At 36.6% G+C, this 15,960-nt stretch carries 10 protein-coding genes and 1 CRISPR repeat array; all 10 genes read left to right on the top strand.

Annotated elements, in window-relative coordinates; genetic code table 11:
• Positions 1-511 precede the first annotated feature (511 nt).
• The 10 genes from B6C84_RS08350 to B6C84_RS08300 all read left to right on the top strand — a co-directional run bounded on the left by B6C84_RS08350 (position 512) and on the right by B6C84_RS08300 (position 15,893).
• Positions 512-1,894: a hypothetical protein gene (locus tag B6C84_RS08350; protein WP_086361338.1), complete on the top strand. Its 1,383-nt coding sequence runs from the start codon at positions 512-514 to the stop codon at positions 1,892-1,894.
• Between the two features lie 1,274 nt (positions 1,895-3,168).
• A CRISPR array of direct repeats spans positions 3,169-3,557; the repeat unit is 29 nt; unit sequence AGTTCACTACCGTATAGGTAGCTTAGAAA.
• 573 nt (positions 3,558-4,130) lie between these two features.
• On the top strand, positions 4,131-4,676 hold the full coding sequence (locus B6C84_RS08340; RefSeq protein ID WP_065578649.1) for a hypothetical protein: 546 nt from the start codon (positions 4,131-4,133) through the stop codon (positions 4,674-4,676).
• 469 nt (positions 4,677-5,145) lie between these two features.
• Positions 5,146-5,862 carry an epoxyqueuosine reductase QueH gene (locus B6C84_RS08335; RefSeq protein WP_065651038.1) on the top strand — a complete coding sequence of 239 codons (717 nt, stop codon included), beginning with the start codon at positions 5,146-5,148 and terminating at the stop codon, positions 5,860-5,862.
• 188 nt (positions 5,863-6,050) lie between these two features.
• Positions 6,051-10,325: an acyl-CoA dehydratase activase-related protein gene (locus tag B6C84_RS08330; RefSeq protein ID WP_086354294.1), complete on the top strand. Its 4,275-nt coding sequence runs from the start codon at positions 6,051-6,053 to the stop codon at positions 10,323-10,325.
• 21 nt (positions 10,326-10,346) lie between these two features.
• Positions 10,347-10,964, top strand: coding sequence for a CDP-alcohol phosphatidyltransferase family protein (locus B6C84_RS08325; protein WP_086354293.1), 618 nt, complete (start codon positions 10,347-10,349; stop codon positions 10,962-10,964).
• Positions 10,965-10,967: 3 nt separating this feature from the next.
• On the top strand, positions 10,968-12,725 hold the full coding sequence (locus B6C84_RS08320) for a bifunctional alpha/beta hydrolase/class I SAM-dependent methyltransferase (protein WP_086354292.1): 1,758 nt from the start codon (positions 10,968-10,970) through the stop codon (positions 12,723-12,725).
• Positions 12,726-12,727: 2 nt separating this feature from the next.
• The gene (locus B6C84_RS08315; RefSeq protein ID WP_086354291.1) at positions 12,728-14,050 is read left to right on the top strand and encodes a phosphatase PAP2/dual specificity phosphatase family protein; all 1,323 of its coding nucleotides are present in this window, start codon (positions 12,728-12,730) and stop codon (positions 14,048-14,050) included.
• Complete coding sequence (locus B6C84_RS08310; protein WP_086320720.1) at positions 14,044-14,508, top strand: hypothetical protein; 465 nt, start codon at positions 14,044-14,046, stop codon at positions 14,506-14,508. Before B6C84_RS08315 ends, B6C84_RS08310 begins: the two co-directional genes overlap by 7 nt.
• A gap of 35 nt (positions 14,509-14,543) precedes the next feature.
• Positions 14,544-15,485, top strand: a complete 942-nt coding sequence (locus B6C84_RS08305) for a phosphatidate cytidylyltransferase (RefSeq protein ID WP_086320719.1) — start codon at positions 14,544-14,546, stop codon at positions 15,483-15,485.
• 144 nt (positions 15,486-15,629) lie between these two features.
• A complete protein-coding gene (locus tag B6C84_RS08300; protein ID WP_065578657.1) occupies positions 15,630-15,893 on the top strand; it encodes an HPr family phosphocarrier protein in 264 nt (87 codons plus the stop codon).
• The last annotated feature ends 67 nt before the right edge of the window (positions 15,894-15,960 follow it).

Below are 15,960 nucleotides of genomic sequence, written 5' to 3'. Positions count from 1 at the left end.
ATTCTGTCTTTACCTTCTAAAAACGATTATAAAATTGTCAAAATCAAAAGCCTAATCTGCAAATTATTAATATTAAAAATGGTGATTTTTTAAGAGGGGATAAAGGGGATATTATTTCTAATAAACAGCAAATAACCGATGCTGTTTTCGGGCTAGCAGTATTCATCTTTACAAAAGTTAACAATTAAACCATCAAAAAAAGTTGCATGGTTTTTTGCAATCACTATACTTTTATAGCATATTTATACGAATGGATAAATTTTATGCCGTTAGGCTTAAAATTTTAAATAAATCATAAAATTGGATTGACAAGGATATCTGATATGGATTATAATTTTCAACACGCAACACGCAACACGCAACCTGCCCAACCTATAAATTCACCTTTCTAAAGTTAAGCTCACACCGTTTATTATTTCACCGCAGTTTATTATTTCGACAATTTCCAAAATTTCCGAAATTCCGGCAAAATTTTTCAAAATTTCTTGGTTTAGCCTGTTTATCTCGGCCGATGGTTTTGGTATTAACTGTGGTTGTTTTACAGTCTATCTCTTTTGCTAATTATGCATTAACCACTACAACGACCAATATTATTTATGGCTCAGCACCTTATTTAACCTTTGATGGTGGTCGTACCCGGGTAACAAATAGCGAAGCGCTACTCAGGATATCCCTTTCTGATGGTAGAAAATTTACTCCCACAACCAATAATTCGAGTTATTACAATCCTATCGAGTTACCTGTTGATGGTCAGAGTTTTGCGGATATTGGTATGTTAGTACCAACGGATACTAATTCTATTGCATTAAGTTCACTTATTGGCACACCGTATAATTATTGGGGGGATGATGATGGCGATGGTCAGGGAGTTAATGGTGTCACCGCTACTGGTAGTTTAAATTTATCCATTGTCGATAAAAATAATCGAGCTGTTGCCCGTAGTGAAGTACTGACAATTTGTAAAGCGCCATATAAATTAACCTTATCTAATGGTGAAGGTAGATTAACAACACGTTATGGGGTACCTAATGAAAGTCGTTTTAGTGCAGGTAATGCCACTTATTATATTAATCCTAAGGCATCGCCAGCGATTTGTTTTGCAAGACCTAACTTAGACATGGATGGAGCTATTTCTGCTGCCGTTTGGAACCGTGAGAAGGGTTTTCTAACCCAGTCAGTTACACCGTCGTCTTATGGTTTAAACTTCCCGACTACCGGTGCTAATAAGTTGTGGTTTGATTTAAATATTAGTGGTATTAATCAGGCCTTATCTTGGGCTCCGGTTTCTCATGGTGGTATTACGGCAACTATGACCGATTCAACAAGTACCAGCGTTCGAGTCACCCTAACGGGTCCTGTTGCTACTTACTCGCAATGGTGGGCAGATAATCCAGGTGAAATCGCCAGACCATCTTTGCCTCAGGTATTTGAGTTAGTCGGTCGTGATAGCAGTGGTAATGCGGTGGTCAAATATGGATTTGAGTTAAAGCAGTGGTTTATTAATCGTGGTAATCATAAAAATAACCTTTCTAATATGTTATCTTTTTGTAATAAGATTGGATATCGTGTCGCAAAGGTCAGGGATTTAACTAATGGGCGTTGTCATTATCTTTATGAGGAATGTCGAAGTGCAACGCCTTCGTCACCTGATAATGAATTTCGTCGTCACATTGGTGCCGGATTTTTCACGGAATGGGGGGATATGCGCGATTACAGGGGGGCTAATTTCCCCAACTACAACGACACCAGAGTGTTATACTTTTGGACGAATGATTCCGAGTGGAATAATACAGTTAGTAAAAGTCGGTATTATTTGGTTAACTCGTACAATGGTTCTATTTCTTCTACCTTTGAGGATACTCGCGACTACTACGTAGTCTGTGCCTATCCTTAGCTATTATTTCTTAGTTCTTAGGTATTGAAGCTGAGGATAAGAAAAATAATGTTAGGGCGATAAAAAACGATTTTGTGGTGCGACATTCGCAATGTGCTGACAACTGAGTGAGGTTAGCATGGCAAACAGGGATGTTTGCCAAGGCGGTGCTTTGTCAGGAACAAATCACAGCCGGTGCGTTAAAAGCGAACGAAGGCGGCAGGCAGTCACGCAGTGACCACTTGCGTAGTCGCCGCGGGAGATTGTAAAGAGGGTTCGCGCCAACCCTCTTAACTCGGACGTAATCGCCGTATAGAATTAGCCGCAAAACAACAAACGTCCGAAACTCAAACAACCAAAAATTTTGAGGAGAGGGGTTTTTGAAACGCAAAAATCCATCCAATAAATCGCTAACGTTAGTTATAACATCAGCTAGTTCCAATAATAAGAGTTTATTTTGGCAAATAAGTTTGGTGTATTTAATTTAGCGACATTCGCAACGTGCTGACAACTGAGTGAGGTTAGCATGGCAAACAGGGATGTTTGCCAAGGCGGTGCTTTGTCAGGAACAAATCACAGCCGGTGCGTTAAGAGCGAACGAAGGCGGAAGGCAGTCACATCGTGACCACTTGCGTAGTCGCCGCGGGAGATTGTAAAGAGGGTTGGCGCCAACCCTCTTAACTCGGACGTAATCACCGTATAGAAACAACCACAAAACAACAAAACGTCCGAAACTCAAAGAACTAAAAAATAAAAAACTAAAAAATTTTGAGGAACGGGGTTTTTAAAGCCAAAACCCATCCAATAAATCGTTAACGTTAGTTATAACATCAGCTAATTCCAATAATAAAAGTTTATTTTTATCAATCAGTTTGATGCTTCTTATTTAGCGACATTGGCAATGTGCTGACAACTGAGTGAGGTTAGCATGGCAAACAGGGATGTTTGCCAAGGAGCGTTAAGAGCGAACGAAGGCGGAAGGCAGTCACATCGTGACCACTTGCGTGGTCGCCGCGGGAGATTGTAAAGAGGGTTGGCGCCAACCCTCTTAACTCGGACGTAATCGCCGTATAAAAACAACCACAAAACAACAAAACGTCCGAAACTCAAACAACCAAAAAAATTGAGGAAAGGGGTTTTTGAAATCTAAAACATCCTACTACTAACCCTTTTTTTTAACTTAAAATAAAATAATTAAAAATCAATATATTAAAAAATCACTTAAAAAAAGGGTTTTTAATAGTAAAATTGCGCTTTTTCTTTTTGCCAACTGCATTTATAGTATATGGGATTCTAGTTCACTACCGTATAGGTAGCTTAGAAACTGTTCGGCGGTAATTTCGAAATAATTAAATAGTTCACTACCGTATAGGTAGCTTAGAAACATAGCCAGCATGTGCTTGGTAATGCATCGGAGTTCACTACCGTATAGGTAGCTTAGAAATGTGGTAGCGGTCGGCAGCGGTGAAAACTATAGTTCACTACCGTATAGGTAGCTTAGAAATCAATTGATGAATTGAGGCTTGCTGCCAAAAAGTTCACTACCGTATAGGTAGCTTAGAAAGTTATGACTACCACCGACAAAAACCACTCGTTGTTCACTACCGTATAGGTAGCTTAGAAATGCCGAGCATAAATGCTTAAATAACCGAAAAGGTTCACTACCGTGTAGGTAGTTTAGAAATCGAGTTACAACTCCTCAAATTGCAGAACACGGTTCACTGCCGTGTAGGCGGTTTTTTTATGCCTGTCATTCGACCACTCAGCAGATGAAGTAACCAAACTTTTACAAAGAGCTAAAATTATCATTGATGTACAAAAAAGCAACGATAAGCTACGTAAAAATTGTAGGTAAGGATTATTTTAAAGATGATTATGAGAATGGAAATTTGTTTCAATATTGAGTGACCTTGTTTGTTGATTATGAAGCTAAAAATGATTTTGGTGTTGATTTAAAAAACACTTCAATATGTTATTTTTATTCTATTTTAATAAGGAATGATTATTTTATGTTCCCAGATTTTGATAAAATGGCGATCTCAAATAAAATATATAGTTATATTGATTTAATGGCATCAATAGAACATTTTCATTCTTCTTTATTTGATATTGGAAAAATAAGTATTGTCGATAAAATATCGTACCAGATTGATAAAAATAATTTCCTCTATTATGAGAATGATTGAATTAATAACTTTTATTGCACTTGGCTAACAAATTTTATACTATCTATCAAAATTATTTATAGGAGAATGGGGTGAAAAAATTATTATTATTAACGTGTTTAGGTTTTGTTTTCTCTGGTTGTAGTGTTCATCATCAATTTAATGATAGGTTGTCTTATCAATCATTAAAGCAAATAAAATCAGAGATACATATTACTAAAAAACAAAGCTTAGATATTACATGGATCCCTAGTGATTTTACGTCACGAATTGATATACAAGGGGCCTCAGGATTTGTTGGTGGTGGGACTCGTACTAGAATTCCGATTGGAATAGGTCTTTCATCAAGAATTGAAGAAGCAATTAGCACGTACGCAGATTTAAATTCTGGCGGTAGAAAGTTAACATTAATAGTTAATAATGCTAAAACAAAATTCACTTATGGAGTAACGAATATTGATAGTGCGAGCGTAATTTTAAATGTAACATTTGAATTATCAGGCAATAGATGGACTAAAGAATTTTCTACTAAACAGAATGATAGCGGAGTAAAAGATGCAAAAGTTACTTCGGTTATTGAGTATGCGTGGGATCAGATAGCTTTAGACGTGGCTAGAGAAATAGCTACACACTTATAATCAAACCCTCTAAAAGGGTTTTATAACATGTTCCCTATATGCATAGTGATAAACCGGATCCGATATTATTGAGAAATAAAACCAATCCGAGTTCCCTATACATAAAGGGATAAAAATAAAAAAATATTACAAACTGCCTAAGTGTTAGTTTAGAAAGTTAGCGGTGATAATGATATCGTCTGTGACTAGTTCACCGCCGCATAGTTAGTCAAAAAATTCTGTTGAAACACTTTATTAAAAATGTCTAACTCATGATTTAGGCATTTGTCACTTTTTGACTGCTGCAAAATGGTGAAATTGGCATTTAAAAAATTGAGGAACGGGGTTTTTAATCACCGCAAATTTAGTGAAAAAATTAAATGTTAATCCGGAAAAACAAAATTGTAACTTAAACTTGAACGCTTAAGCAGATCGCTATATTATACGCGCGTTAAAATTCATCAATCAGTCTGATACTGAAAGAATCCCAATGTTAATTAATGCCAAAGATATTCTCGAAAAATTAAATCCACATAATAAAGTGAATTATGATTCAGTTTTGCAAGAGGTGATTGCTGATTGGCAGTTGGCGTCGGCTCGGCCAAAATTGTTGATTCATAGTTGCTGTGCCCCGTGTAGTACTTATGTACTGGAGTATTTGGCGCAGTATGCCGATATTACGATTTATTTTGCTAATTCCAATATTCACCCGCGCGTGGAATATGAATATCGCAGTAAGGTTCAGCAGAAGTTTATTGCCGACTTTAATCAAAAAACCGGCAACAATGTACAGTTTTTAGAAGCTCCGTATCAACCAGCAGAATTTATTAAAAAGGTTGAGCATCTACGTGATGCTCCAGAAGGCGGTGAACGTTGTCATCTTTGTTATAAGATGCGCTTAGATTTGGCGGCAATCAAGGCTCAGGAGTTGGGTTTTGACTATTTTGCTAGTGCATTAACACTGAGTCCGAAAAAGAATAGTCAAAAAATTAACCAACTTGGTTTTGAAATTCAAGAGCTTTTTTCGGTTAATTATTTACCTTCTGATTTTAAGAAGAATAATGGTTATAAGCGTTCTATCGAACTTTGTAAGGAGTACGATGTTTATCGTCAATGTTATTGCGGTTGTATTTTTGCTGCAAAAGCACAAGGGATCGATTTAAAGAATGTTATTGCTACGGCTAAGCAAGGTTTGGCGCAGGATTAGCGCCAATAAGATTTATTTTCTTTAGTTTCTGTTAGTTAAAAAATATCCAAAAATGTCATTTTTCAAACAAATAGATTAAAAATTAGAAAGATTTCGCTATAATAATCCCATAATAAAAATATAGTTATTTAGTAATATTTGTGACCCTATTATAGGTTAAGTCTAATTTTGCAAATGTGAGTTTGTTTATGTCAAAAATGTATAGACTTGGATTGGATGTTGGTTCTACTACTGCAAAATGTGTTGTGCTTGATGAGCAAGATAATTTTGTTTATACCAATTATGTTCGCCATAATACCCATATTGTTTCTACAGTTTTATCGCTATTAGATGAAATTAAACAGCAATTGGGTGAAGAGATTGTATTATCGGTCAAGGTGACTGGTTCTGCTGGGATGGGGATTTCGGAAAAAGCTGATATTGCCTTTATTCAAGAGGTAGTTGCCGCATCGGAAGTGGTGCAGCGCAAATATCCAGAGGTTAGAACGTTAATCGATATTGGCGGGGAAGATAGTAAGATGATCTTCTTTTTTCCTGATCGTCCGCCTGATATTCGAATGAATGGTAGTTGTGCTGGAGGCACAGGGGCATTTATCGATCAGATGGCGACCTTGCTTAATACCCCAGTGCAGGAGTTTGATCTGCTGGCAACTCAACATGATAAAGTCTATCCGATTGCTTCACGTTGTGGTGTATTTGCTAAGACTGATGTGCAAAATTTAATTAGCCGTAATGTATCAAAAGAGAATATTGCCTATTCAGTTTTACATGCCGTTTGTATTCAATTGGTCAATACGTTAGCTCGTGGTTATGATATTGTACCGAAAGTAATGTTGATTGGTGGACCGTTTTCGTTTATTCCAACGTTAGGCAAGGCCGCGTTAGAGACACTAAAGTTAAATGAAGATCAGATAGTTACCACCGAGCATCCTACTTTGTTGTCCGCTTGGGGCGCAGCGATTCATGCTATTGAACGTAGTCAACTTACACTCACTGAATTTATTGATAGATTAAATGCCTCAACCAAGATTCAAGTTAATCAGTCTTTTAGGTTAAAACCGCTCTTTAATCAAGCTTTGTCTTTTGATGATTGGCAACAAAAACGCAAATATATTCAAATCCCTCGTCTAGCTTTAACTGCTTATCAAAAGCAGAAAGCGTATTTGGGAATTGATAGTGGTTCAACTACCACTAAAATTACCTTAATTAGTGAGGATGACGAGCTACTTTTTACTTATTATGCACCGAATAATGGCCACTCAATTACCGCATTAATTAAAGGTTTAACGGTATTAAAAGATGAGATTGCGGCATCAGGTAAAGAGATTATTATTGCTCGCACTGGCGTTACTGGTTATGGTGAGGAACTGCTAAAAGCCGCTTTTGCCATCGATGATGGTTTAGTCGAAACAATGGCGCATTTTGCTGCCGCTAAACATATCGATCCTAAGGTCAGTTTTATCATGGATATTGGTGGCCAAGATATGAAAGCCATCTTTATTGCTAATGGCGTGGTAAATCATATTGAGTTAAACGAAGCATGTTCTTCTGGCTGTGGTTCATTTATTGAAACTTTCGCAAAATCACTTAACTCAAATACGATTGATTTTGCCGATGCAGCGTGTAAGTCCAATAATCCTTGTGATTTGGGTACCCGTTGTACGGTTTTTATGAACTCAAAAGTGAAACAAGCACTGCGTGAAAATGCAACAATGGGCGATATTTCAGCGGGTCTAGCTTTTTCGGTGATTAAAAATGCCATTCATAAAGTACTGAAATTACATGATATGCGCAAATTAGGTGATCATATTGTGGTGCAAGGCGGAACTTTTAAAAATCCGGCGGTGTTTCGTGCCCTAGAGCAGTTAACTGGCGCACAGATTGCTAGCTCCAATATTCCTGAACTGATGGGGGCTTATGGCGCAGCATTAGTGGCCAAAAACAATTATGCACAACAACAAACTCCTTCGCAATTTATTGGATTGGATAATTTACATAAAGCTGAAGATAATAAAGCGAAACCATCACGCTGTAAGGGGTGTGAGAATAAATGCGATATTATGATTTATCGTTTTGCCAATGGGCAGCGCTATTATTCTGGTAATAAATGTGAACGCTTTTTGAGTAATAATCAATATCAAGATAAAAATGCATTTAATATGTTTGATTATAAAAATGCGTTGTTATTTGATCGAACCAATATCCATAATGCTCAAGCTAAGCTTAATGTTGGTATTCCTCGTGTTTTAGGACAATACGAAAATTTTCCATTCTGGCACACGTTGTTAACCAATAGTGGTATTAATGTAACGTTATCACCATACTCGACGCATGAGATTTATGAAAAGGGCGCCGGTACAGTAATGTCGGATAGTATCTGTTTTCCTGCCAAATTAGTTCATGGGCATATTATGGAGCTGATTGAGCAAAAGGTTGATCGTATTTTTATGCCGATGGTGGTGTTTGAATCTGATCAGTTTACTAATACAGTTAATAGCTATAACTGTCCAATTGTGAGTAGCTATGCAGAGGTGGTGAATAGTGCTATCAATCCTAGCCAAAAATATGACGTGCCACTGGATTATCCAGTAATCAATTTCAGTAATCAAAAATTATTGAAAAAGGGCTGTATTAATTATTTAACTTCGCTTGGTATTACAGAAAAGATAGCTAATCAAGCATTTTCTGATGCATTAGTGGCTCAAGCTGAATATAAAAAATCGCTGTATAACAAAGCGGTTGAAGTACTAAATAATGCTAAACAAACGGGGCGTTATGTATTTATTTTGGCAGGTCGTCCTTATCATAGTGATAGTTTAATTAATCATAAAACGCCAGAGATTTTAAATGCGCTTGGTTGCGATGTAATAACCGAAGATTCAGTGTTAGGGGCGATCAGTCAATTATCGCCCGAACTACAAATTTGCTCACAATGGAGTTATCCAAATCGCTTATATGCAGCAGCTAGTTTTGTTGCTGAACAACCAAAAAATATTCAATTTGTACAACTTAATTCGTTTGGTTGTGGGCCTGATGCGATTGTCACCGATGAGTGTAAGGCGATTTTAGAGTCGAAAGGTAAGACATGTACAATAATTCGGGTCGACGAGATCACCGCAACTGGTTCGGTGCGTTTGCGTTTACGTTCGATTATTGAGTCAATCCGTATGAATCACCAACAACCGTTAAAAGTTGTTGAGCGTAAAAAGACGGCTATTTTTGCTAAACAAGATAAACAGAGAAGGACTATTTTAGCACCTTATATCTCCGATTTTTATTCACCATTATTACCACCGATTTTTGAGTTGTCAGGTTATAAACTTGAAACCTTGCCAAAACCAGATAAAAGTTCGGTTGAGTGGGGACTTAAATACTGTAATAACGAGATATGCTATCCAGCAACCATTATTGTTGGTGATATTATTAAAGCGCTAAATTCCGGTAAATATCAACGTGATGAAGTGGCAATCGGCATTACTCAAACGGGTGGCCAGTGTCGAGCGAGTAGTTATCTTTCTTTGATTAAGAAAGCAATGATTAGTAATGGTTTTGAAGATATTCCTATCGTGTCGCTCAGTACTGGTAATATTAATGAAATTGAGCAACCAGGTTTTAGAATTAATTGGCTAAAAACTTTACCAACGACGTTTTTTGCGATGTTATTTACTGATTCGATTTCGAAGATGTTTTACTCGATTGCGCCTAGAGCCAAATTTAAACAACAAGCTAACCAAGCGAAAGATCTTTATATTAGAAAATTACAACAACTTATCAATCAACATAAAGGCAAAAAGGCGATCTTTGCGCTGTTGAAAGAGGCGGTCGATCATTTTAATCAAATCGAGACATTGAATAAAGATTGCCCACAAATTGGTATTGTTGGTGAAATTTATGTTAAATATAACAGTTTTGGTAATCAACATAGTGTTGATTGGCTTGTCGATCAGGGTATTGAACCTGTTATTCCGCCAATGATTGAATTTTTTGCGCAATGTTTTGTTAACTATGATAGTAATGTTGACAATTATATTGTTAACAAGAGTTTTGTCGCTTATTTTGTGCACTTTTTTGAAAAGGTGGCACAAAAGTATATTGATAAAACTAATCAGATTTTATCTGGCTTTAAACATTATCAACCATTTCATAATATTCGTGATATGGCGAAAAAAGCAGAGGAAATTTTGAATTTAGCCAATCAATATGGCGAGGGTTGGTTAATTCCTGCTGGAATTATGACCTTTGCTGAGCATGGCATCAATAATGTTATTAGTTTGCAACCGTTTGGCTGTATTGCTAATCATGTTGTGTCTAAAGGGGTTGAGAAGCGGATGCGCGATCTTAATCCAAAACTGAATCTGCTCTATTTGGATTTTGATGATGGTGCAGGTGAGGTCAATGTACTTAACCGTTTGCATTTTATGGTAAGTTCATTAAAGTATGCTCAACTACAACGAATTGTATAATTACCTATTAAGGGACGATCTGTGTTTTCTATTTATCAATTAAAATCTCGCTTTCAAGCACTGCTTCGTCCTTATGTGAATTCGCTTTATTATTCACGAATAACTGCTAATCAAGTTACGTTAGCTGCTTGTGCTGGGTCGATATTGATTGCTTTAGTAGTTGGCTTTTTTGCCGATCATCAATGGTTATTTTTGTTAATACCCATATGGATGTTTATTCGGATGGCTCTTAATGCTATTGATGGTATGTTAGCCAGAGAATATCGTCAGAAATCCAATTTAGGTGCCTATTTAAATGAGATTTGTGATGTGATTTCCGATAGTGCTCTGCTGTTAATCTTTACTCAAATAAATCAAGTTAATACCAATTTAATGATATTAGTGATCTTATTATCATTTCTAACCGAATACGCGGGTGTACTCGGTGTGATGATTGGTAGCTCTCGACGTTATGATGGACCTATGGGGAAAAGCGATCGAGCTTTAGCTTTTAGCCTAATTAGTTTAGGCATTGCAACCTATCTATTGCCGCTTGAATGGCTAAATGTTCTATTATGGTTTATCTCCTTTTTGCTACTAATTACGGTGATTAATAGAGTGAGAAAAGGATTGCTAGAAGCGAAATATAATAAGGAATAATTAATGCGCGAACAGCAGCAAAACACATTTATTTGTCATGATGGCTGTCAATTATTTTATCGTTATTGGCCAGCAGTCGATAGTGATACGAAAACAGCTTCAAAAGCAATTGTACTTTTTCATCGTGGGCATGAACATTCGGGACGAATGGCGCATTTAGCCGAAGAGCTGGAATTACCTGATTTCCATATCTTTGCTTGGGATGCACGAGGAAATGGCCAATCTGATGGTCAACGTGGTGATGCCCCTAATTTTGCTACGTTAATCAAAGATGCTAACTGTTTTATACAACATATCATTAAAGAATATACGATTGATATGCAAGATATTGCTATTATCGCTCAAAGTGTTGGTGCCGTAATTGCTGCTGGTTGGGTGCATGATTATGTACCGAATATTCGCGCTTTAGTTTTAGGTGCTCCAGCTTTTAGCGTTAAATTATATGTGCCATTAGCGGTGCCTGGACTTAAGTTATTATATAACTTGAAGGGCAATTTCTTTGTAAATAGTTATGTTAAACCGAACTTGTTAACCCATGATGGCAGTCGAGCAGACTCTTTTAATAAAGATCCTTTAATTACTAAACCTATTTCGGTGAGATTACTACTTGATTTGTATGCGGTAGCGGATCGAATTGTTAAGGATGCCAACGCGATCACTGTACCCACTCAGTTATTAGTTTCTGGCTGTGATTTTGTGGTGCGACGCAAACCACAACAGGCGTTTTATGATAATTTAGGAACCAATCAAAAAGAGTTTCATATCCTCCCAAAATTTTATCATGATACCTTTGGTGAGAAAGATCGTTATATGGCAATTGATAGAGCAAGGCGATTTATTCAAGGCTGTTTTGCGAATCAACCCGATGTTCCAACGTTAACCAATGCCGATCGGGTTGGTTATACTCGATCTGAATCCGATAAGTTAGCTTTACCGCCTTCTGGTTGGCTTAAACCATGGTATTGGAAGTTAGTTAAAGCGACCTTGAAATATGCGAGTAATCTGTCGGAGGGAATTAAACTAGGCTTTGAAACCGGTTTTGATTCCGGTAGTACACTTGATTATGTTTATCGAAATCAGCCATCCGGCACTTCAAAATTGGGGCAATTTTTTGATTATCTCTATTTGCAATCTATTGGTTGGCGAGGGATTCGGCAACGAAAAATTCATCTTGAACAGCTCTTAAAGCAAGCTATTGAACAGTTACAACAACAATTTACTGAAGTAAATATTGTTGATATAGCCGCAGGGCATGGTCGATACATTCTAGAAACCATTAATCAAATCGCTAATAAACCTAATTCGGTGTTGTTGCGGGATTATAGTGATATTAATATCCGTGATGGACAAGCATTAATTGCGCAACAAGGGTTAAGTGATATTGTCCGTTTTGAAAAAGGTGATGCATTTAACCGTGAGCAACTTGCACAATTATCACCGCAGCCTAATTTAGCGGTAGTATCAGGACTGTATGAATTATTTGGTGATAATCAACTGTTACAGCAATCTTTAGCTGGCTTGGCTGATGTAATACCACAAGGTGGCTATTTACTTTACACCAATCAACCTTGGCATCCGCAATTAGAATTTATTGCCAGAGCGTTAACTTCACATCGACAAGGACAACCGTGGATTATGCGACGCCGAACACAGATCGAGATGGATCAGTTAGTTGCTGAAGCAGGTTTTAGTAAAGTGACCATGTTAGTAGACCAGTGGGGGATTTTTACCGTATCACTGGCACAACGAACTTGGCATTGATTATGTTAAAACTGTTTAGCCGACTTAATGTCTATAAATGTGTATGGTTAGCCGGTTTATCAGTGTTCTTTTTTGCTAGCTATAATTTTGCCAACTGGCTATCAGCTCAGCGTGAGGATGTTGCAAGTCTATTTTTTAGTTGGGAATATTCTATTCCACTTTGGTCATGGACGATAATTCCTTATTGGTCTATCGATCTGATGTATGGTCTTGCTATTTTATTGACAACTTCTTGGCAATCCCTGAAAACTCTTGGTTTGCGACTGTTAACGGCACAAGTGATTTGTATCATCTGTTTTCTAATTTTTCCGCTTAAGTTCTATTTTGAACGGCCTGCTTTGGATGGCTTTTTTGGCTTGATGTTTGATATTTTAATGGGATTTGATAAGCCGTTTAATCAAGCACCATCATTACATATCACGTTATTAGTGATTTTGTGGCAATTTTATGCGCAATATTTTCGGGGGATGGGGCGTTATCTTTTACATATTTGGTGTTTGTTAATTGCACTTTCGGTTTTAACTACTTGGCAGCATCATTTTTTCGATATTCCAACTGGATTATGGGTAGGGTGTTTTTCTATTTGGCTATGGCCAGATAATATGACGACGCCATTAAAACATCGACCATTAACTAAAAATTATACTTGGGCGATGATCTATTTTTGTTTATGCCTACTGTCACTCACTATAGCTATTTATGTTTCTGGCTGGGCACTTTGGTTGTTATGGTTGGCTGGTGCCTGGTTATTGATTGCAGCTAATTATTGGTTGTTTGGCGCCTGCGGTTTGCAAAAACAGCAAAATGGTCATTTTAAGTTAGCCGTTTATCTGCTCTATTTGCCATTTTTTGCTATTATGTGGCTCAATTCAAGGTTATGGACAATTAAACATCCAACTGATGATTTGATTATTGATGAAGTCTATTTAGGTCGTATTCCATCCTCAAAATCGCTAAATCAAAATCATTTTATATCGGTTGTCGATCTTTGTGCCGAGTTGCCAATTGGATGTTTTGACGGTAATTATAAGCTTATTCCGGTTTTAGATATGACGCCCTTATCACAACAAGAGTGTCAGCAGGCTGCACAAGCTATCGAATATTATCGGCAGCAGGGTAAATTATTAGTCTGTTGTGCTTTAGGTTATTCGAGGAGTGCAACTGCAGTTATTGCATGGTTATTGTGGACTAAAAGAGCTAACACGCTGCAACAGGCGATAGGAATAGTAAAAGAACAACGGAATTCAATTGTGATTTCTCGCCAGCAACAACTGATTTTATCCAATTGGTTGGCTAACTTTAAAGATGAGACAGTGATATGTTGAGTAGTAATAATAGTTGGCAAAATAGTGTAACTAAACTAGATTTAGTAACGTTTTGTTGTTTTTTATCGATAAGTAAACAGATTGATCTTTTTTCGATGCTATTATCGCTATTAGTTGTTTTTGTTGCCTTGCTAAGTTCTTGGGCAATACTATTAACCATTATTTGTTTGATGATCTTTATTCTCGGTTTAATAAGTAAGTATTATGCAATAAGGATAGATTTTGATAGAAAATTGTTTGTATATTTATCTGAGCATGTTGATCATTTGTCAGAAGAGCTGTTAGCTATGGATAAAGCATTAGTCAATTTGCAATTAATCAAATCTTATCAATCATCAAGAACGGTCGCTGAACGGCAAAAAGGGATTTTATCCTTGTTTAAAAAGCAGATAATTCTATTTTTATTACAAAATTGTTTAATCGTTTTTATGGTGATTAATGCTATTATCACAAGTTAATAGATTAGAACTACAGCAATATAAGGAGCGCTGAGATGTCCCATTTCCAACATGATACGCTATTATTATTTTTGGGCATCGGCTTGTTTTTGTTAGTGGCAACAATTATTGGTCAATTGTTAAAATATCGTCTTACATCACCTAATAGTGTTATCGATAATTTAAATACTCGCATCAATGCGTGGTGGGTAATGGTTGCCATTATTGGTTTAGCGTTTTGGTTTGGACAACTGGCAGTAATTTTTTTGTTTTTTGTTATTTCTGCTTTAGCATTGCGAGAGTTTCTTATTTTAACTCCTATCAATCGCTCTGACTTTTTTGCCCTAATCTTTGCTTTTGCAGTTGCTTTACCCGTGCAATATATTTTGGTCGCCTTAGCATGGTATGGTCTATTTAGTATCTTTATTCCAGTTTATGCTTTCTTGTTTTTGGCGATATTTGCCACAATAACTGGTTCAACCACTAATTTTTTGGCGAGAATAGCCGATGTGCAATGGGGATTGATGATTACGGTATATAGTATCTCGTGTGTGCCGGCATTATTAGTATTAGATATCGAAAATTACCAAGGCCGTAATCTATTACTCATTGCTTATTTAGTGTTAATCGTTCAGTTATCTGACGTGTTGCAGTACGTATTTGGTAAATTGTTTGGTAAACATAAAATTAGCCCAAACGTATCACCATCAAAGACGATTGAAGGCTTTATTGGTGGCGTTTTATCTGCTAGTTTTATTGGTGCCTGTATGTGTTGGATCACTCCGTTTACTTTTCTGCAATCAGGTCTTATTTCTTTAATGATCACTTTGTTAGGATTTATGGGTGGTCTAGTTATGTCGGCTATTAAACGTGATCGCGGAGTAAAAGATTGGGGCAAACTAATAGGTGGTCACGGTGGAATACTTGATCGTTTTGATTCTATTTGCTTTGCCGCGCCGATATTTTTTCATATCGTAAGGTATTTTTGGTTAGTATAGTTTTTTATGTGATGAAAAATTATATTAAAACTGAAATATAATCAAATAATTTCAAAAATTGATGCTAAAAAAGAGCAAAAAAAGTTAATTTATGATATAAATACATGCATTGTATTAACGTTATATATATGTAAGGACTATAATATGTTAAAAGAGCAAATGGTAGTAAAAAATGCAACTGGTTTACATGCACGACCAGTTACAACTCTGGTTAAATTAGCTGGCCGTTATAAATCATCAATTGAACTTGTTTATAACGATAAAACCATTAAATTAAAAAGCATGATGGGTTTACTTGGTGCTGGCGTTAAAGGTGGTTCAACTGTTGAAATCATCTGTGATGGTGAAGATGAACAAGCAGCAATGGATGAAATCCGTGAATTATTTGCTACAGGCTTTGGTGAATAATTTTAAGCGATTTTAATTTAGCTTATTTTATTTACTGAGAAATGAAAATTCCGTCGACCTTGGTCGA

The organism is Gilliamella apis (assembly GCF_002142155.1).
In the GTDB taxonomy this organism is placed as follows: domain Bacteria; phylum Pseudomonadota; class Gammaproteobacteria; order Enterobacterales; family Orbaceae; genus Gilliamella; species Gilliamella apis.
The sequence above is the reverse complement of the archived record's forward strand: the minus strand, read 5'-3'. Positions and strand labels throughout refer to the sequence as shown.